The sequence below is a fragment of the Achromobacter sp. SIMBA_011 genome, assembly GCF_046535435.1.
Taxonomy (GTDB): domain Bacteria; phylum Pseudomonadota; class Gammaproteobacteria; order Burkholderiales; family Burkholderiaceae_B; genus Achromobacter; species Achromobacter dolens.
Genome location: NZ_JAWRWN010000007.1, coordinates 75,624 through 92,897, shown reverse-complemented (window position 1 = coordinate 92,897; position 17,274 = coordinate 75,624). Strand labels below are relative to the sequence as shown.

At 69.3% G+C, this 17,274-nt stretch carries 17 protein-coding genes; 13 read left to right on the top strand and 4 right to left on the bottom strand.

Annotated features, from left to right (window positions below):
• The first annotated feature begins 1 nt into the window (after nucleotide 1).
• The 12 genes from SB816_RS22195 to sctC are packed head-to-tail and all read left to right on the top strand — an operon-like array spanning nucleotide 2 to nucleotide 9,894.
• A complete protein-coding gene (locus SB816_RS22195; RefSeq protein WP_372415471.1) occupies nucleotides 2-658 on the top strand; it encodes a SctK family type III secretion system sorting platform protein in 657 nt (218 codons plus the stop codon).
• Nucleotides 628-1,266 carry an HrpE/YscL family type III secretion apparatus protein gene (locus SB816_RS22190; protein ID WP_054503471.1) on the top strand — a complete coding sequence of 213 codons (639 nt, stop codon included), beginning with the start codon at nucleotides 628-630 and terminating at the stop codon, nucleotides 1,264-1,266. Before SB816_RS22195 ends, SB816_RS22190 begins: the two co-directional genes overlap by 31 nt.
• 2 nt (nucleotides 1,267-1,268) lie before the next feature.
• A complete protein-coding gene (gene sctN / locus SB816_RS22185) occupies nucleotides 1,269-2,600 on the top strand; it encodes a type III secretion system ATPase SctN (protein WP_054503472.1) in 1,332 nt (443 codons plus the stop codon).
• Nucleotides 2,597-3,103, top strand: coding sequence for a type III secretion system stalk subunit SctO (gene sctO / locus SB816_RS22180; RefSeq protein ID WP_269873785.1), 507 nt, complete (start codon nucleotides 2,597-2,599; stop codon nucleotides 3,101-3,103). Before sctN ends, sctO begins: the two co-directional genes overlap by 4 nt.
• The gene (locus SB816_RS22175) at nucleotides 3,100-3,660 is read left to right on the top strand and encodes a hypothetical protein (protein ID WP_116791518.1); all 561 of its coding nucleotides are present in this window, start codon (nucleotides 3,100-3,102) and stop codon (nucleotides 3,658-3,660) included. The genes sctO and SB816_RS22175 overlap by 4 nt, the downstream gene beginning before the upstream one ends.
• Nucleotides 3,661-3,672: 12 nt before the next feature.
• On the top strand, nucleotides 3,673-4,752 hold the full coding sequence (sctQ, locus tag SB816_RS22170) for a type III secretion system cytoplasmic ring protein SctQ (RefSeq protein WP_054503475.1): 1,080 nt from the start codon (nucleotides 3,673-3,675) through the stop codon (nucleotides 4,750-4,752).
• Nucleotides 4,749-5,417 (top strand): type III secretion system export apparatus subunit SctR, encoded by a 669-nt coding sequence (sctR, locus tag SB816_RS22165; RefSeq protein ID WP_054503476.1) that lies wholly within the window; start codon nucleotides 4,749-4,751, stop codon nucleotides 5,415-5,417. The genes sctQ and sctR overlap by 4 nt, the downstream gene beginning before the upstream one ends.
• Nucleotides 5,418-5,424: 7 nt before the next feature.
• A complete protein-coding gene (gene sctS, locus SB816_RS22160; protein WP_054503477.1) occupies nucleotides 5,425-5,691 on the top strand; it encodes a type III secretion system export apparatus subunit SctS in 267 nt (88 codons plus the stop codon).
• 15 nt (nucleotides 5,692-5,706) lie between these two features.
• Nucleotides 5,707-6,507 (top strand): type III secretion system export apparatus subunit SctT, encoded by an 801-nt coding sequence (gene sctT / locus SB816_RS22155; RefSeq protein WP_054503478.1) that lies wholly within the window; start codon nucleotides 5,707-5,709, stop codon nucleotides 6,505-6,507.
• On the top strand, nucleotides 6,504-7,562 hold the full coding sequence (gene sctU / locus SB816_RS22150) for a type III secretion system export apparatus subunit SctU (protein WP_054503548.1): 1,059 nt from the start codon (nucleotides 6,504-6,506) through the stop codon (nucleotides 7,560-7,562). The genes sctT and sctU overlap by 4 nt, the downstream gene beginning before the upstream one ends.
• On the top strand, nucleotides 7,559-7,957 hold the full coding sequence (locus SB816_RS22145; protein ID WP_054503479.1) for a CesT family type III secretion system chaperone: 399 nt from the start codon (nucleotides 7,559-7,561) through the stop codon (nucleotides 7,955-7,957). Before sctU ends, SB816_RS22145 begins: the two co-directional genes overlap by 4 nt.
• A gap of 47 nt (nucleotides 7,958-8,004) precedes the next feature.
• On the top strand, nucleotides 8,005-9,894 hold the full coding sequence (sctC, locus tag SB816_RS22140) for a type III secretion system outer membrane ring subunit SctC (RefSeq protein WP_054503480.1): 1,890 nt from the start codon (nucleotides 8,005-8,007) through the stop codon (nucleotides 9,892-9,894).
• Nucleotides 9,895-9,905: 11 nt separating this feature from the next.
• Here the strand turns inward: sctC and SB816_RS22135 are convergent, their stop codons facing one another.
• The 4 genes from SB816_RS22135 to SB816_RS22120 form a co-directional block, all read right to left on the bottom strand.
• On the bottom strand, nucleotides 9,906-10,472 hold the full coding sequence (locus tag SB816_RS22135) for an RNA polymerase sigma factor (RefSeq protein WP_231132988.1): 567 nt from the start codon (nucleotides 10,470-10,472) through the stop codon (nucleotides 9,906-9,908).
• A gap of 251 nt (nucleotides 10,473-10,723) precedes the next feature.
• A complete protein-coding gene (locus tag SB816_RS22130; RefSeq protein ID WP_064526194.1) occupies nucleotides 10,724-11,296 on the bottom strand; it encodes a hypothetical protein in 573 nt (190 codons plus the stop codon).
• 158 nt (nucleotides 11,297-11,454) lie between these two features.
• Nucleotides 11,455-12,642, bottom strand: a complete 1,188-nt coding sequence (locus tag SB816_RS22125) for an ABC transporter substrate-binding protein (RefSeq protein ID WP_064526192.1) — start codon at nucleotides 12,640-12,642, stop codon at nucleotides 11,455-11,457.
• On the bottom strand, nucleotides 12,639-14,642 hold the full coding sequence (locus tag SB816_RS22120; protein WP_064526191.1) for a SpoIIE family protein phosphatase: 2,004 nt from the start codon (nucleotides 14,640-14,642) through the stop codon (nucleotides 12,639-12,641). The genes SB816_RS22125 and SB816_RS22120 overlap by 4 nt, the downstream gene beginning before the upstream one ends.
• A 109-nt stretch (nucleotides 14,643-14,751) precedes the next feature.
• On the opposite strand from SB816_RS22120, the gene SB816_RS22115 reads away from it, so the two are divergent.
• Nucleotides 14,752-17,220: an MFS transporter gene (locus tag SB816_RS22115; protein ID WP_410547558.1), complete on the top strand. Its 2,469-nt coding sequence runs from the start codon at nucleotides 14,752-14,754 to the stop codon at nucleotides 17,218-17,220.
• Nucleotides 17,221-17,274 lie beyond the last annotated feature (54 nt).

Genomic DNA, 17,274 nt, shown 5'->3' with positions numbered 1-17,274 from the left:
GATGGCGCCCGCATCGGCGGCGCTGGACCGCAGGCTGGTTGAATTCAACCAGTTGCCCAGCCGCACGCTGCACCCGAGCCGCCACGCGGTCTACGCGCCGCCGGCCGCGCTGGCGGCGATTGCCGCCGCGCCCGCGTTGGCGCCGGCATGGCATCGGCATTGGTCGCGCGAGATCCTGGACGCGCTGGGCCTCTGGCAACGCCCGGTGACCGATCCCGACCGTCCCGAACTGGCGCTGGCGCTGCTGGCGCCGGACGCGCTGGCGCAGTGCGCGCGCCGGCTGGGCGCGGTGCTGTGCGGCCCGCGGTTGCGCCGCGCCATCGCCGGCGACGAGGTGAGGGCGCTGATCGCGCATCTGGGCGCGGACCTGCTGGAATTCACCCGCCGCACCGCCACGAGCCTGCATGACGGCCTGGCCGACAGCGCCGCCTGGACGCTGGCCGAGACCACCGCGGCGGTGGACGCGCTGGGCCAGGGCGCGCTGCGCGCGGCCCTGAGCGGCGCCGGTCCCGAACTGGCGCGACGCGCCGAACTGAAACTGCCCGACCTGCCCGCGCCGCCCGCGCCCCTGCCCGCGCCGCAGGCGCTGGCGCTGGGCCTGTCGCTACTGAAGAAAACGGAGCCCGCATGGCTTTCCTCATTCCCCGCGATCCGCTAACGCCGCGCGCCGCGGCCGGCCGTGTCGACCCCGCCGCGCGCGTGTTGCGCGGCGCCGAGCTGGCGGCATGGGCCGATGCCGAACAGTTGCTCGCGCAGGCGCGGGCGCGGGCCGACGAGATCGTCGGCGGCGCCCAGGCGGCATTCGAGGCCGAGCGTCAGCGCGGTTACGAAGAGGGTCGCGAGGCGGCGCTGCTGGACCAGGCCGAAAAGATGATCGAAACCGTCGGTCGCACGGTCGAGTATTTCGCCGGCGTCGAGAACGAGATGGTGGAACTGGTGATGTCGGCCGTGCGCAAGGTGGTGGATGGCTTCGACGACCGCGAGAAGGTCATGGTGGTGGTGCGCAACGCCCTGGCGGTGGTGCGCAACCAGAAGCAGATGACCCTGCGGCTGAACCCGGCCGAGGTCGACACGGTGCGCGAACAGATCAACGACCTGCTGGCCGCCTATCCTGGCGTGGGCTATCTCGACATCCTGGCCGACGGCCGGCTGGCGCGCGGCGCCTGCATCCTCGAAAGCGAGATCGGCATGGTCGAGGCCAGCCTGGAAGGACAACTCCAGGCGCTGCGCCAGGCCTTCCAGCGCACCTTGGGAAGCCGGGTATAGCGATGCGCCAGTTCGACTACATCTCCGAAATGATGGAGCTGGCGCTGCAGGACACGCCGACGCTGCGCATCAAGGGCCGCGTGACCCAGGTTATCGGCACCATCATCAAGGCGGTGGTGCCGTCGGTGAAGGTGGGCGAGGTCTGCATCCTGCGCAATCCGGGCGAGAACTTCGAGATGAAGGGCGAAGTGGTGGGCTTCGCGCGCGACGCCGCGCTGCTCACGCCGATCGGCGACATGTACGGCATTTCCACCGCCACCGAGGTCATCCCCACCGGCCGGGCCCACATGGTGCCCGTGGGCCCGGGGCTGCTGGGGCGGGTGTTGGACGGCCTGGGCCGGCCGCTGGACGAGGCCGAGCTGGGCCCGCTGGAGGCCAGCAAGTTCTATCCGGTGTTCGCCGAGGCGCCGGATCCGCTCAAGCGCCGCATCATCTCGCAGCCGCTGGAGCTGGGCGTGCGCGCGCTGGACAGCGTGCTGACCTGCGGTGAAGGCCAGCGCATGGGCATCTTTGCCGCCGCCGGCGGCGGCAAATCGACGCTGATGGGCATGCTGGTCAAGGGCGCGGCGGTGGACGTGACGGTGGTGGCGCTGATCGGCGAGCGCGGCCGCGAGGTGCGCGAATTCCTGGAACACGAACTGGGCCGCGAGGGCCGGCGCAAGAGCGTGATCGTCTGCGCCACCAGCGACAAGTCGTCGATGGAGCGCGCCAAGGCCGCCTATGTGGCTACCGCCATCGCCGAGTATTTCCGCGACCAGGGCAAGCGCGTGCTGTTCCTGATGGACTCGGTGACGCGCTTTGCCCGAGCCCAGCGCGAGATCGGCCTGGCCGCAGGCGAGCCGCCGACCCGCCGCGGTTATCCGCCATCGGTATTCGCCACGTTGCCCAAGCTGATGGAGCGCGCCGGCATGAACGAGCATGGCTCGATCACCGCGCTGTACACCGTGCTGGTGGAGGGCGACGACATGACCGAGCCGATCGCCGACGAGACCCGCTCCATTCTCGACGGCCACATCGTGCTGTCGCGCAAGCTGGGCGCGGCCAACCACTATCCGGCGATCGACGTGCTGGCCTCGGCCAGCCGCGTCATGAACGCGGTCATCACGCCCGAGCACAAGCGCGCCGCCGGCCGACTGCGCGAATTGATGGCCAAGTACCAGGAAGTCGAGCTGCTGGTGAAGATCGGGGAATACAAGCGCGGCGGCGACGCCGTGACGGACGAGGCCATCGACAAGATCGGCGCGATCAACCAGTTCCTGCGGCAGCGCACCGATGAGCGGGCCACGCTGCCCGAGGCGTTGGCGCAGATGACCGGCATCGTGGGGACGGCATGAGCGTGTTCGACGAATTGCTCGCCATCAAGCGCTTTCGCGAAGGCCAGGCCGAGATCGCGGTGTCGCGCCAGCGCCTGCGGCACGCCGAGGCCGAGGCCGCGCGCCAGGCGTCCGAGCAAGCGCTGGTGGATTTCCGCGAGGAGTCGGAGCGGCGTGAGCGCGCCATGTACCGCGACCTGTGCAGCCGGGTGGTGCGGGTGCGCGAGATCGAGAGCGTGCTGCAGGGCGTGGCCGGCCTGCGCGAAGGCGAGCGCCAGCGCGAGCAGGCGCTGGACCAGGCCGCGCAACGCCTGCGCGACGAGGCCCAGGCGCTGGCCGAGCGCCGCGACCAGCACCAGCAGGCCGTGCGCCTGACAGGCAAGTTCGTGGAACTGGCCAGCATCCACCTGGCCGAGCACCTGAAGGCGCTGGAGCACAAGGAAGACATGGAAATGGAAGAAGCCGCCTCGCTGTCGCGCGACCGCGAGGACTGGGAACAGCACGAGGAGTTCGAGCCGTCATGAGCATCGACCGCCGCATCGGCCTGGATACCGCGATCGCCCAGGGCTCGGGCCTGGCGCAACCGGATGCGCAGAGCTCCGGCCGCCAGGCCAGCGACGCCGACAGGCGCGCCTTCGAGCAGGCCATGGCGCGCGGCAAGGACGAGCCGTCCGCCGCGCCGCCTTCCGCGCCCTCGCCGTTCTCGCTGTTCGGCGCGGCCCGGGCCGATGCGCCCGCGCCCGCCAACGCGACATCGCAGGCCCTGGCGCAGGCGCTGCAAGGCAGCGCCGAACAACTGCTGGTGGCCGATGGCAGCCAGGGCCGGCGCCAGGTGCGAGTGGAATTGAAGGACGACGTGCTGCCCGGCGTCAGCGTGTCGGTCTATGAAGACGGCGGGCGCGTCATCGCCGAATTCGTCTGCGCCAACGAAGCCTCGCGTGAACGCCTGGCCGCCATGGCGCGGCCACTGGCCGAGCAGTTGGCCGACAGCCTGGCGCGGCCGACGCGCGTGCGCGTCGGCACCGATGACCCGGAAGACCCCTGCCTGCTGGAAGCCGACGCCGATGCGCCGGTCCGTTGATCCCTGGAACCCATGACCGCCAGTACGCTTTTTTCCCCGTCCCCGCCGTCGTTGCCGCGCCTGTCCGCCAATGAAGCCCGGGCCCGCACGCTGATCGCGCGCCATGGCGCCGACCTGCAGGTCACGCTCGCGCCGTTGGCCGGCGCCGACGCCGAGCCCGCGCAATGGCGCCTGGGCTTCACGCCCGGCGTGGCCGAGGCCCTGCGCCAGTCGGCCACGCTGTCGGCCGACCTGGAATGGGCCGGCGCGCGCTTGCGGCTGGGGCTGCCCGCCAGCGCCGCCGACGCCTGGCTGGCGGCGCGCCTGCCCGACGTCGACGTCGGCGCGCTGCCGCCGGCGCTGGTGTCGACCGCCATCGAGACCCTGGTGGCCGAAGTGGTCGCAGGCCTGGCCGAGGTGTCGCCGGGCGGCCCGCTGCGCGTGGTGGGCCGCGATGGCCCGGCGTCGGCGCTGGCGCACGGCTGGACTGTCGCGGCGCGCCATCCCGTCAACGGCGCCTCGATCTACGCCACGCTGGACACCGACGGCCTGGGCCTGATGCTGTTGGCCGGTCTGGTCGGGCGTGCCGCGCCGACGGCCAACGAGATCGACCTCGATGCCGTGCCGGTGCGCATCCGCGCTTGCCTGGGCTGGACCCATCTGACCGCGGCCGAACTGCGCGGCCTGGCGCCGCGCGACACCCTTTTCCTCGATCACTGTCTGGTCTCGCCCGACGGCGAACTGTGGCTGGGCGCCGACGGCCAGGGGCTGCGGGTGCGCCGCCAGGATTCCTCATACCTCGTTACCCAAGGCTGGACTTCCCTCATGACCGAGACGCCGCAACCGCCCCAGGATGCCGAAGCGGGCGCCCAGACGCCGCTCGATATCGATGCCATTCCCGTCCGACTGACTTTCGAGCTGGGCGAGCGCCAGATCACGTTGGGCGAGCTGCGCAAGCTGCAACCCGGCGAGACCTTCGACCTGGAGCGGCCGCTGGCCGATGGCCCGGTGCTGGTGCGCGCCAACGGCGCGCTGGTGGGCAGCGGCGAGCTGGTCGAGATAGACGGCCGCATCGGCGTGACACTGCACCGGCTGGGCAAGGCGGGCGCATGAACGGCGCGGATCCGATCAGCCTGGCGGTCGTGCTGGCGCTGTTGGCGCTGGTGCCGCTGGCCGCGGTCATGACCACCTCGTTCCTGAAGATCGCGGTGGTGCTGACGCTGGTGCGCAATGCCCTGGGCGTGCAGCAGGTGCCGCCCAACATGGCGCTGTACGGGCTGGCGCTGATCCTGTCCGCCTACGTCATGGGGCCGGTGGTGATGCAGATCGGCGACGAGCTGCGCGCGCCGCCCGCGGTGGTGGCGCCCGGGGCGCGGCAGCCGGACCGGCTCGAAGGCATTCTCGACGCGGTGGCGCGCGGCGCCGAGCCGATGCGCGGCTTCATGCTCAAGAACAGCCGCCCCGAGCAGCGCGATTTCTTCCTGCGCACCGCGCGCGGGCTGTGGGGCGAGCAGCAGGCCCGTAACCTGAAGGAAGACGACCTGCTGGTGCTGATCCCGTCGTTCCTGCTGTCGGAGCTGACCGCCGCGTTCCAGATCGGCTTCCTGCTGTATCTGCCGTTCGTCATCATCGACCTGATCGTCTCCAACATCCTGCTGGCGATGGGCATGATGATGGTGTCGCCGGTCACGATCTCCATGCCCCTGAAGCTGTTCCTGTTCGTCATGGTCGACGGCTGGACGCGGCTGATCCAGGGCCTGGTGCTGTCCTACACCTGAGGCCGCCATGGAAACCGTCGACCTCGTTTCGTACATGACCCAGGCGCTCTACCTGGTGTTGTGGCTGTCGCTGCCGCCGATCGCCGTCGCCGCGATTGTGGGCACGCTGTTTTCGCTGTTCCAGGCGCTGACGCAGATCCAGGAGCAGACGCTGTCGTTCGCCATCAAGCTGATCGCGGTATTCGCCACGATCCTGCTGACGGCGCGCTGGCTCAGCGCGGAGCTGTACAACTTCACGATTTCCGTGTTCGACCTCTTCTATAAGATCCACTAGGAGCGGCCGGCCACCATGATCTCGGGCATCACCTACGTCGAAGCGAAAGTCTTCCTGGGCACGCTGGCGCTGACGCAGCCGCGCATCCTGGCGCTGTGCGCGATGCTGCCCCTGTTCAACCGCCAGTTGCTGCCCGGCATGCTGCGCTACGCCATCTGCGCCGCCATCGGCCTGGTGCTGGTGCCGGCGCTGGCGCCGCGCTACGCCATGATCGACCTGGGCGCGATCGAGCTGGTGCTGCTGGTGGCCAAGGAAGTCTTCATCGGCCTGGTGATGGGGTTCCTGGTGGCGATCCCGTTCTGGATTTTCGAGGCGGTGGGCTTCGTGGTCGACAATCAGCGCGGCGCCAGCCTGGGCGCCACCATCAACCCGGCCACCGGCAACGATTCCTCGCCGCTCGGCATCCTGTTCAACCAGGCCTTCATGGTGTTCTTCCTGGTTGGGGGCGGCTTCATGCTGATGCTGACCATGCTCTACGACAGCTTCCGCCTGTGGGACCTGTGGGACTGGGCGCCGACCCTGCGGCGCGAGAGCGTGCCGCTGATGCTGGACCAACTGGGCCGCTTCCTGCGGCTGACGCTGTTGTTCGCCGCGCCCGCCATCATTTCGATGTTCCTGGCCGAAGTCGGGCTGGCGTTGGTCAGCCGCTTCGCGCCGCAGTTGCAGGTGTTCTTCCTGGCGATGCCGATCAAGAGCGCGCTGGCGTTGCTGGTGATGGTGCTCTACATGAGCACGCTGTTCGAGTATGCCGCCGAGGCCACGGGCCATATCAGCTCGGCCTTGCCATTCCTGGACAACCAATGGCGGGCCCCATGAGCGGCGAAAAGACCGAACAGCCTACCCACAAGAAGCTGCGCGACGCGCGCCAGAAAGGCGATGTCGCGCACAGCAAGGACTTCACGCAGACGCTGCTGGTGCTGGCGCTGTTCGGCTACATGCTGGGCAATGCCCACGGCATCGTCGAGGCCCTGGGCCGGCTGATCCTGATTCCGTCAACGCTGGTGGGGCAGCCGTTCGAGCAGGCGCTGCCCGTGGCGCTGGAGGCCGCCCTGCGCGAAGCCGTCTACCTGGTGCTGCCGTTCGTGCTGATCGTGCTGGTGATTGGCATGTTCTCCGAATTCCTGCAGGTGGGGGTGGTGCTGGCCTTCGAGAAACTCAAGCCGTCGGCCAAGAAACTCAACGTGATGAGCAATCTGAAGAACATCTTCTCGAAGAAGAATCTGGTCGAGCTGCTCAAGTCCATCATCAAGATCGCCTTCCTGTCGGCGCTGGTGACGCTGGTGGTGCGCGACGCGCTGCCGGAATTGATGGCGGTGCCGCACAGCGGCCTGGCGGGCCTGGAGGCGGGCGTGGGCGGCATGATGCGCGCGCTGATCGTGAACATCGCGGTGGCCTATGTGGTGATTTCCCTGGCCGATTTCGTCTGGCAGCGCATGCAGTACCGCAAGGGGCTGATGATGAGCAAGGAAGACATCAAGCAGGAATTCAAGGAGATGGAGGGCGACCCCCACATCAAGCACAAGCGCAAGCACCTGCACCAGGAGATGGTGATGCACGGCGCGGTCGCCAGCACGCGCAAGGCGTCGGTGCTGGTGACCAACCCGACCCACCTGGCGGTGGCCATCTACTACGAGCCCGACGAGACGCCGCTGCCGGTGGTGCTGGCCAAGGGCGAGGGCGCGCTGGCCGAGCAGATGATGGCGGCGGCGCGCGAGGCCGGCGTGCCGGTGATGCAGAACATTCCCCTGGCGCGCGCGCTGATGGCGTCCGCGCAGCCCGACCAATACATCCCCAGCGAACTGATCGAGCCGGTCGCCGAAGTCCTGCGGCTCGTCAGGAAGCTGGCCGGCAATCCGGACGACCCGACATGAATGCACCCCAGCATCCCCTGATAGCCGCCTATGCGGCGCGGCACGGCCTGCCGCCTTCGACGCGCGCCGATGGCCGCCTCACCGTGGTGGTCGACCAGACCTACCGCGTGCATCTGCAGCCGGCGCGCGATGGTTGGCTGGCGATGAGCGCGCGCCTGTGCGCGCTGCCGGCCAGTGACGTCGACCGCGACCGGCTGGTGACGGAAATCGGCAAGCTGGCGGCGGGCATGCTGGCGCGGCACGCGGCCGCCTGCGTGGTCGATCCGCAGGATCGCGCGCTGTGGTTGCAGCAGTCGCTGCAGCCCGGCAGCGGCGAACTGGCGCTGGAAGAAGCCATGGGCGCATTCGCCAATGCGCTGTCCTTTTGGGCCGGCGCCGTGCGGCGGCTCACATGAATACGCGTGACGGGCATGCCGCCCGAGGAGAGAGAGTGTTGAAGCGGATGATTCTGGCGACTGCGTTGTCGCTGGGCCTGGCGAGCGGCGCGCAAGCCGCCCCGAACTGGCCGAACGTGCCCTACAGCTACTATGCCCGCGACGAGAACCTGCAGACGCTGCTGCGCGAATTCGCGGGCGGCTTCAGCCTGTCGTTGCAGCTCGGACCCAACGTCACGGGCACGGTCAACGGCAAATTCAACGCCAATACGCCGACCGAGTTCATGGACCGGCTGGGCGGTGTCTACGGCTTCAACTGGTTCGTCTATGCCGGCACCTTGTTCGTCAGCCGCACCAACGACATGAAGACGCGTTCGGTCAGCGCCATGGGCAGTTCCATCAGCGCCTTGCGCCAGGCCCTGCAGCAGCTCGGCGTGCTGGACCCGCGCTTTGGCTGGGGCGAGCTGCCAGACCAGGGCATTGCGCTGGTGTCGGGCCCGCCGGGCTACGTCGATCTGGTCGAGCGCACCGTGGCGGCCTTGCCGATGGGCGCCGGCGGCCAGCAGGTGGCGGTGTTCCGGCTCAAGCACGCCTCGGTCAACGACCGCACCATCAGCTACCGCGACCAGAAGGTGGTGACGCCGGGCCTGTCCACCGTGCTGCGCAACCTGATCACGGGCGGCGGGGGCGGCGCCAACAACGAAACCCTGGCCGCGATCGCGGCGCCGCTGCGCGACAATCCGCCGGCGTTCCCGCAGGTCGGCGGCGATGGCGGCGCGGCGCCGGCCGGGCAGGCCGGCGGCCAGCCGGCCGCGCCCGCCAGCGCGGGCAAGACGGGCCTGCGCCTGCGCGAGCCCACCGTGCAGGCCGATGCGCGCCTGAACGCCATCATCGTGCAGGACATCCCTGACCGCATTCCCATCTACCGCAGCCTGATCGAGCAACTCGACCTGCCCAGCACGCTGGTCGAGATCGAGGCCATGATCGTGGACGTCAACTCCGACCTTGTCAGCGAGCTGGGCGTGACCTGGGGCGCGCGCGCCGGCTCCACCACCTTCGGCTATGGCAACCTGGGCCTGAGCCCCAGCGGCGGCCTGCCGTTGGAAAGCGGCGCGGCGCTGTCGCCCGGCACCATCGGCGTGAGCGTGGGCAACACCCTGGCCGCGCGATTGCGGGCGCTGCAGACCAAGGGCCAGGCCAACATCCTGTCGCAGCCGTCGATCCTGACGGCCGACAACCTGGGCGCCATGATCGACCTGTCGGATACCTTCTATATCCAGACCCGTGGCGAGCGCGTGGCCACCGTGACGCCGGTGACCGTGGGCACGTCGCTGCGCGTGACGCCGCGCCATATCGAATCGAAGAACGGCGCGCGCGTCGAACTGACCGTGGATATCGAGGACGGCCGCATCCAGGAAGAGCGCCAGATCGACAACCTGCCCACGGTCCGCAAGAGCAACATCAGCACGCTGGCCATCGTCGGCAACGACCAGACGCTGCTGATCGGCGGCTACAACAGCAGCCAGAATTCCGAGCAGGTCGACAAGGTGCCGATCCTGGGCGACATCCCGGGCCTGGGGCTGCTGTTCTCCAACAAGTCCAAGACCGTGCAGCGGCGCGAGCGCCTGTTCCTGATCCGCCCCAAGGTGGTCGCGATCAACGGCGAAGTGGTGGCCACGCCCGGCGCGGCCGGCACCGGCCCGATGCTCAACGCCACCTGGGGTGGCGACCGCATGACGGCGGGCCAATACCTCGACCTGGTGCAGGGCCAGCGCACCCGCATCGTGTTCGGGCCGAACGTGGAGCTGCGCCGCAGCAGCGGCCCGGTGCGCGCCTCGGAATGGCTGGATGGCACGCCGACGGCCACGCCGGTGCTCGAAGGCAAATCGAACGCGCAGCAGGGGCCGGTGATACAGGTCGAGCCGGTGGCGGCGCCGGGAACGGGCAGGGCGCCGTAGTGGCGGGCGGCTCAGTCGTCGAGCCGCAGCCCCTTATGGGCCAGCTTGTCGCGCAGCGCCGCGCGTGCGCGAGACAGGCGACTGCGCACGGTGCCGACGGGCACCGTCAGCAGGGCCGCGGCGTCTTCGTACGAGATTTCGTCGATGCCGACCATGAGCAGGATGTCGCGCATGTTCTCGGGTAGCTCGTCCAGCGATTCCTGCAGCAACGCCAGGGTCTGGCTCTGCTCGAGCGCGCGGTCGGGGGGCAGATCGCCGCTGGCGTGCTCGGCCAGCACGCTGTCGCTGACGAAATCGTGGCGCCGCTCCGGCGCGCGCGACAGGTAGTTGCGCACCAGGTTGAGCGCGATGCCATAGAGCCAGGAGGACAGTTGCGATTCGCCGCGAAAGCTGCGGTAGGATCGGGCCGCTTCGACAAAGGCCTGTTGGGCCAGGTCTTCGGCCTCGGTGGTGTTGCCGATGTGCTTGATGATGAAGCGCTGCAGCCGGGTGGAGTGTTCCCGCACCAGGTCGCGCAACAGGTATTCCTCGCCCGTGTCCCACCCCTGCCCTTCGCCGTCAGCGCGAATGGGCGGCAAATCCGCTTCCGGGGAAGCGGCTGTGCAATCGCTGGGGTTGGTCATGGGAGGCGAAAAGAAACGTGTATGAAGCTACAAGTTACTACCGGCGTGCCGCGAATTATCGCAGCTTACGCGTGTCACAATATTTCGAAAACCGAAATCTTGCGGCAAAAATCGCGTTTTTGATGTCAGAAATGTAAAAACAAGTAAGCAGCGCGCGGCATGATTCCGCATGCCGGAATCCGGGGGGCGGCGGTCTGGCGCCGGCCTTAGCCGGCCTTGAGCATGTCGCGCAGCCAGGCGGCGGCGGTGCCCAGGGAGACCGGGCTCTGGCCGGACTGGGCGGCTTGGTCGAAGCGGGCCTGCATGGCCTGGTCCAGCGAGCTGCGGCGGGCGGCGTCGAGGCTGGCGGGCGCCACGCCCGCGTCGGCACAGGCTTGCTGGAAGGCGGGCGCGCCGCTGGTGGCGGACAGGGCCAGACGCGTGAGGAAATCGACGCCCGACAGCGCGTCGCGCGAGGTCTGCGCCATGTCGAGCGCCTGCGCGACGGTGCGCGCGGACAGTGGCTTGCCGGGGTTGGGTTCCAGGCCGAGTTCGCGCGACACCGCGCTGGCGATGCCCTGGCCAAAGGTGCGGGCCAGCGCCTGCGCGAACATTTCGGTGGTGTCGACATTGGGCGCCACCCATGCCACGCTGCGCCCGCCGGGCGTGGCGCCCACGCCCAGGACCTGGAGTCTTTCGCCCGCGACGTCGACATACACGTCCTGCCCGCTCTCCGCCGCCTTGGCGAAGGCTTCGAGAGAGAGGAACGGCGATGAAGGGGTAACCGATGAAATTGTCATGCAGCCAATAAATCCGGCGTGTCCGAGATCGGGCCCATGGGAGATTCAATAGCCCCTGTGGTTGAGTAACCCGGTTGGCGCTTTAGTTCCCTCGCCACGGCACGTAGCCGGATTTTATGCCATTGCGCGGATTCCGGCCTTGGAGTGGCAACAGGGCGTTACCGGGCCTCGTAGACTTCGTCGGCCGCCAGCAGGATATCCACGGGCGGATCGAAGCCGATGACGCGCGCGGTTTGCAGGTTCAGCGCGATCTTGGCTGGGTCGATCCAGACCTGGCTCAGCTCGCGCGCCTTGGCGCCGTTGAAGATGCGCGCCATGGTCTCGGCATAGAACAGCCCGACGTACGAGTAGTCCGCCTGGGCCAGGCTCAGCAGCAGTCCGTGCTTGACCTCTTCCGAGCCCAGCATCGAGAAGCTGGGCACGCGCGCCTGCCGCAGTATTTCGGCCACCGTATCGATCGACACCGGCGTCACGCCGCGGTGCACCGTGACATAGGCCGCGTCGATCTTCGGCGCCAGCTTGGCATAGCATTCGAGCGCGTTGCGGGTCGCGGCCTCGGGCGCGATGCCGTTGGACGGCGCGTTGCAGGTCAGCACCTCGAAGCCCTGCTCGCGCGCCACCTGCTCGACCGCGTCGACGGCGCTGTAGGTGCGGCCTTCAGGGCTGTCTTCGTAGACCAGGCCGAGCCGTTTGAACGGCACGATTTCGTGGAACAGCCGGACCTGCCGCTGATAGCGCTCGGGCTGCACGCGGGCGTGCAGATTGTCCAGCCCGCTGTCCTGCGCCGAGCGGGTGATGCGGGCGCCGACCGCGTCGCTGGTCGAGGCGACGATCGTCGGGACCGGCGCGCCCATGCCCGCCATGTCCTGGCCGGCCCACGTGCCCATGGCGATGATCAGGTCGATGTCCTTCTTTTCCTCCAGCCGCTGCTTGATCGCGGCGCGCACCGCCGGCCGCTGCGCGGCGTCGAAGTTGCCAGGCTGCCACCAGGCGTCGCGCACGAATTCGAGCGTGTCGCTGCGGGCGTTGTCGGCCAGGTATTCCCACATCTGCTTGCCATTCAGGCCGTCGGGAATGGTCGGCACGGTGATCCAGCCCAGCTTCTGCAGGCCGTCCACGGTGACCCGCAGCGTGCGGGGGTATTCGCTGTAGTCGCCGCTCTCGAAATAGCCGATGCGCCATTTCTTGCCGTCGGGACGCGGCACCGGCTTGGTGGGAAAGACCTGGGGCGCGGCGGCCGCGCCTGCCGTGGGGTGGCTGGCCGGGGGCGATGCCGCCTGGGCCAGGCTCGCGGCGGGCGCCAGCAGGGCCAGGCTCAGCAATAAGGTGGGCAACGAGGTCTTCATGGGCGGCGGATCACGATCAAAGTGATGTCATCGGATTGTTCCGCGCCGTCGGCAAAGGCCTGCACGTCTTCCAGCAGACGCTTGGCGAGATTGGCCGCCGGCACGGGGGGATTGGACAGCACGGCCAGCAGGCGCGGATCGCCGTACTGCGCATTCTGCGGGTTGACGGCCTCGGTGATGCCATCCGTGTAGCCCACCAGCATTTCGCCCGGCGCCAGCACCGTCGACAGGCAGCGGTAGGTCAGGTCTTCCTGCACGCCGCAGGCCGGGCCGCTGCGGCCTTCCAGCAGCCGCACCACGCCGTCCGCGCCCACCACCGCGGGCGGCAGGTGGCCGGCGTTGGCCCACTTCAGTTCGCCCGTGGTCATGTCGAGCACGCCGATCAGCAGCGTGACGAACATCATGTTCGGGTTGTTCTCGGACAGGCGGTTGTTGATCTTCTGCATGATCAGCGCCGGGTCGGTCTCGTCCTCGGCGGTGGCGCGGATCAGGGTGCGGGTCACGGCCATGAACAGCGCCGCCGGCACGCCCTTGTCCGACACGTCGCCAATGGCCAGGCACAACCGGCCGTCGGGCAGCGTGAAGTAGTCGTAGAGGTCGCCGCCCACTTCCTTGGCCGGCAGCATCACGGCGTTCAGGTCGATCTGCTCGCGCGTAATGGGCGACAGCGGCACCGGCAGCAGGCCGAGCTGGATCGCGCGGGCGATGTTCAGCTCGCTCTCGAAGCGCTCGCGCGCGGTGGTCTCGCGCATCAGGCGGGCGACGTTCTCGCGCAACTTGCGGTCCATGAACAGGAACGACGCCGCCAGCCGGCCCACTTCGTCCTTGTGTTTGTCGGGCAGGGCGGCGATGTGGGCGGGCACGGCCGATGCCGCGGTCAGGTCCTGTTCGGGCAGCAGCCGCGCGTAGTGGGTCAGCGTTTCCAGCGGCCGCACGATCCGCGCGGCCACGAGCCACGCGCACACCAGCGCCACCAGCATCATGCCGACGAAGATCAGCGCCTGGCGGTTGAGCAGTTCGCGCGCCGGGGCGGTCAGGTCGCTCTCGGGCACCACCGCCACGACGGTCCAGCCCAGCGGGGCGAAGCGCGCGCTGTCGATCTGCCAGGGGCCGTCGCCGCCCTCGAAGCGCAGGCTCTGCAGCTTGCCGCCGCCATCCTGGCGCGCCAGCAGCGCGCGCAAGGTCTCGCCGCTGCCGTCCTTGGCGTCCAGCAAGCCGGCGCGAGCCTCGGGCGGCGGCACGATCATGCGGCCGTCGTCGGCGGCGATGAAGATGAAGCCGGACTGCGCCAGGGTCAGTTTCGACAAGGTGTCGCGCACCGAATTCTCCAACTGCTCGCGGCGCGTCTGGATCTGCTCGATCACGTCCTGGGCGCTGTCGGAAATGGCGAACACCCAGTTCCAGGGGCGGAAATAACCGAAATACGCATAGCGCGTCTCGCCATCGCCGCGCTGCGCCGACGGCGGCCAGCGGTAGATCGCGAAGCCGTAGCCGGACGTGCGGCTCTCTTCCAGCAGCGCCTGCGCCAGCGGCCGGTTCTTGAAGTCAGACAGCGACGACAGGTCGCGGTCGATCATGTCGGGATTGCCGCTGGCCAGCACCTGGAAGTCGGCGTCGTAGACGAAGGCGTAGCGGCGGTCGTCGAGCTTGAGGTGGTTGATCCAGGCGCGCGCCATGCCCTTGGCGGCGCCGGGCGTCATGATGCCGCGCTCGGCCAGGTCGGCGTAGGTGCCGAGCGCCGCGGCCACCACGGTGCCGCTCTGCATCAGTTGGCGCCGGCCGCTGCGCACGGTGGAGATCTTGTCGGCCAGCAGCGCGCCCCAGCGGGCCTCGGCGTCGCGCAGCACCAGTTCCATGACGTTGCTGACGGCGTGGCGCTCGCTGTTCATCACCGTGCGGGTGACGTTGCGCTGCGAGGTCAGCATCACGAATGCCGCCACCGCCAGGAGCAGCGCTACGACCAGTAGAAAAATCTTGCTACGGAGCGAGCGCAACGACATGGGGGCAATGGGCGGCGGATGAGGTAAGGGCGTGAAATAGGATGCAATTTGCATTAATTGTAAATACCATTAGTGCCCGTGTGTAAATACTTTGCGACGGCGTGGCCCCATGCGTAGCGAACCAATACAAGTAGTGCTCGATGGGTTGCGTCGTCGCCCGGTACTGGAAGTCACTCTGGCCTGTCTGGCCGTGCTGCTGCTGGCGCAGGCACTGATCGGCGCGCTGAGCCTGTCGGCGTTGAACCGGCTGGTGGTGGACACCACCGCCGACCGCGTCGAAGTGGTGGCGCGCCGCGTCGCCGGCAATATCGAGAACGGCCTGCGCCTGGGCAAGCCGCTGGAACAGTATTTCGGCCTGCGCGACACCTTGCATGACGGGGTCGCGCGCTCGCGCGGCGTGCAGGGCGCGGCGGTGCTGCTGGCCGACGGCCAGGCCGTGGCCGCCGAGGGCGAGCTGCCCGAAGACGCCACGCAACTGGCGCGCACGCTCGACGCCGGCGGGCCGCTGGCCGCGGGCCTGGCGCGTCGCGGCTCGGGCGCGCTGGTCGCGGTGGACGACGACCGCGTGACGGTGGCCGTGCCGCTGGCCGGCGCCGGCGGCAAGAGCGTCGGCGCCGTGGTGCTGTCGGCAGCCAAGGACGGCGAGGCCAGCCGCCAGCTCATCATCGACAATCTGCAGGTGCTGCTGGTCGTCACGGTGCTGGTCGGGCTGGGCCTGGCCGCGGTCTTCAAGTACATCGTGCCGCTGACCTCGCTGGCCGCGGGCGGCCGCGCGCGCTTCGTGGTGCCGCTGCTGGCGCTGGTGCTGGCGCAGGGCGTGTATGCCGCCTACACCATTTCCACGTTCCGCAGCGGTTGGCTGGAAGTCACGCGCAACAACGTCGGGCTGCTGGCCGAGGGCCTGCAGCGCGACCTGAACCGCGTGCTCGGCTACGGCCTGGAGGTGAACCGGCTGCGCGGCGTGGAAGCGCCGTTCGCGCGCCTGGCAGGCACCTTCCCGGCGGTGGCGCAGATCGAACTGGCCGATCGCGACGGCCGCGTGCTGTATGGCGCCGACGCGCACGGCGCGCTCGACGTGTCGGCGCTGCCGGCGGCCCGGCCGCAGGCCGATGACCTGACGCTGGTGTTGCCGCTGGGCGCGGCGCTGGCGGATCCGAAGGCGCAGGGCGACCTGGTGCTGCGCTTGTCGAGCGACGTCATCGCGGCGGGCGTGCGCAGCCGCGCGCTCGATGCCGTCACCGTGGTGGCGGTGGCGCTGGTGGCCGCGATCGAAATGCTGTTGCTGCTGGCGCTGCTGATGAACCGCGCTTTCGCCGCGCGCGCCACGCTGCCCGACGGCAGCCGCGTCGGCCCGGACGACGCCTCCGAGGTGGGCCGCATCGCCCGACCGGTGATGTTCGGCTTCCTGTTCGCGTGGGCCCTGCCGCTTGGTTTCCTGCCCCTGTATGCGCGCAGCCTGTCCGCGGGCGGGCTCGACCTGCCGGCCAATCTGCTGCTGGCGCTGCCGATCTCCGTGGAAATGGGCTGCGGCCTGCTGACCTCGCTGCTGGCCGGCCGCCTCACCGACCGCAAGGGCTGGCAGGTGCCGGTGCTGGCCGGCCTGGGCGTGTCGGCCGCCGGCATGCTGGCGTGCGCGGCCTCCACCAATCTGTTGATGTTCAGCGCCGCGCGCGGCCTGGTGGGCCTGGGCTATGGCCTGACCTGGATGGGGCTGCAGGGCTTCATCGTCACGCGCAGTCCGGCGCAATATCGCGGCCGCAACATGACGGGCGTGATCGCCGGCCTGTTCGCCGGCCACCTGTCCGGCGCGGCGGTGGGCGCGATGCTGATGGAACAGGTCGGTTTCCGCGCGGTGTTCGCGGTCGGCGCCGTGATGCTGGTGATGCCGCTGGCCGGCGTGCTGATCCTGATGCGCCCCTACATGGACCGCGGCCGCCAACTGGCCGCGCAGGCCGCGGGGCGCGCCCGCGCGCATCTTTCGGATACCTTGAAGCTGCTGTTCACCCGCGACTTCGGCCTGCTGCTGGTGGGCAGCGTGATTCCGTTCTCGATCGCGCAGGTCGGCCTGCTGTCGTTCGCGCTGCCGCTGTACCTGGAGGCCGAGGGCGTGGCCGCGTCCAGCATCGGCCGGGTGCTGATGATCTACGGCCTGTGCGTCATCTACGTCGGGCCGCTGATGGGCCGGGTGGTGGACCGCAGCCGCATCAAGAAGAGCTGGATCGTGCTGGGCGGCCTGGTCGGCAGCCTCGGCATGCTCGGGCTGTACTTCAACAGCGGCCTGCTGGCCGCGGCCGCGGCGGTGCTGCTGCTGGCGTTGGCCAGTTGCTTCGCCGGCGCGTCGCAATCGCCCTACATGCTGGCGCTGCCGGACGTGCAGCGCTACGGCGCGGCGGGCGCCACCAGCGTCATGCGCGCCGCCGACAAGCTCGGCCAGATGGCCGGGCCGCTGGTGGTCGGCGCCATGTTCGGCGCCGCCGGCATGGGGGCGGGGCTGGCCGCGACCGGCGTGATCTACCTGATCGCGACTTTGCTGTTCCTGTTGTTCGCGCCGGCCCGGCCGCGTGAAGAGACCGCCTGAGCGCGGCGGCTGGCCCGCGGTTCGCGTCAGGTCGTCACCGTGGCGCTCGTGCCG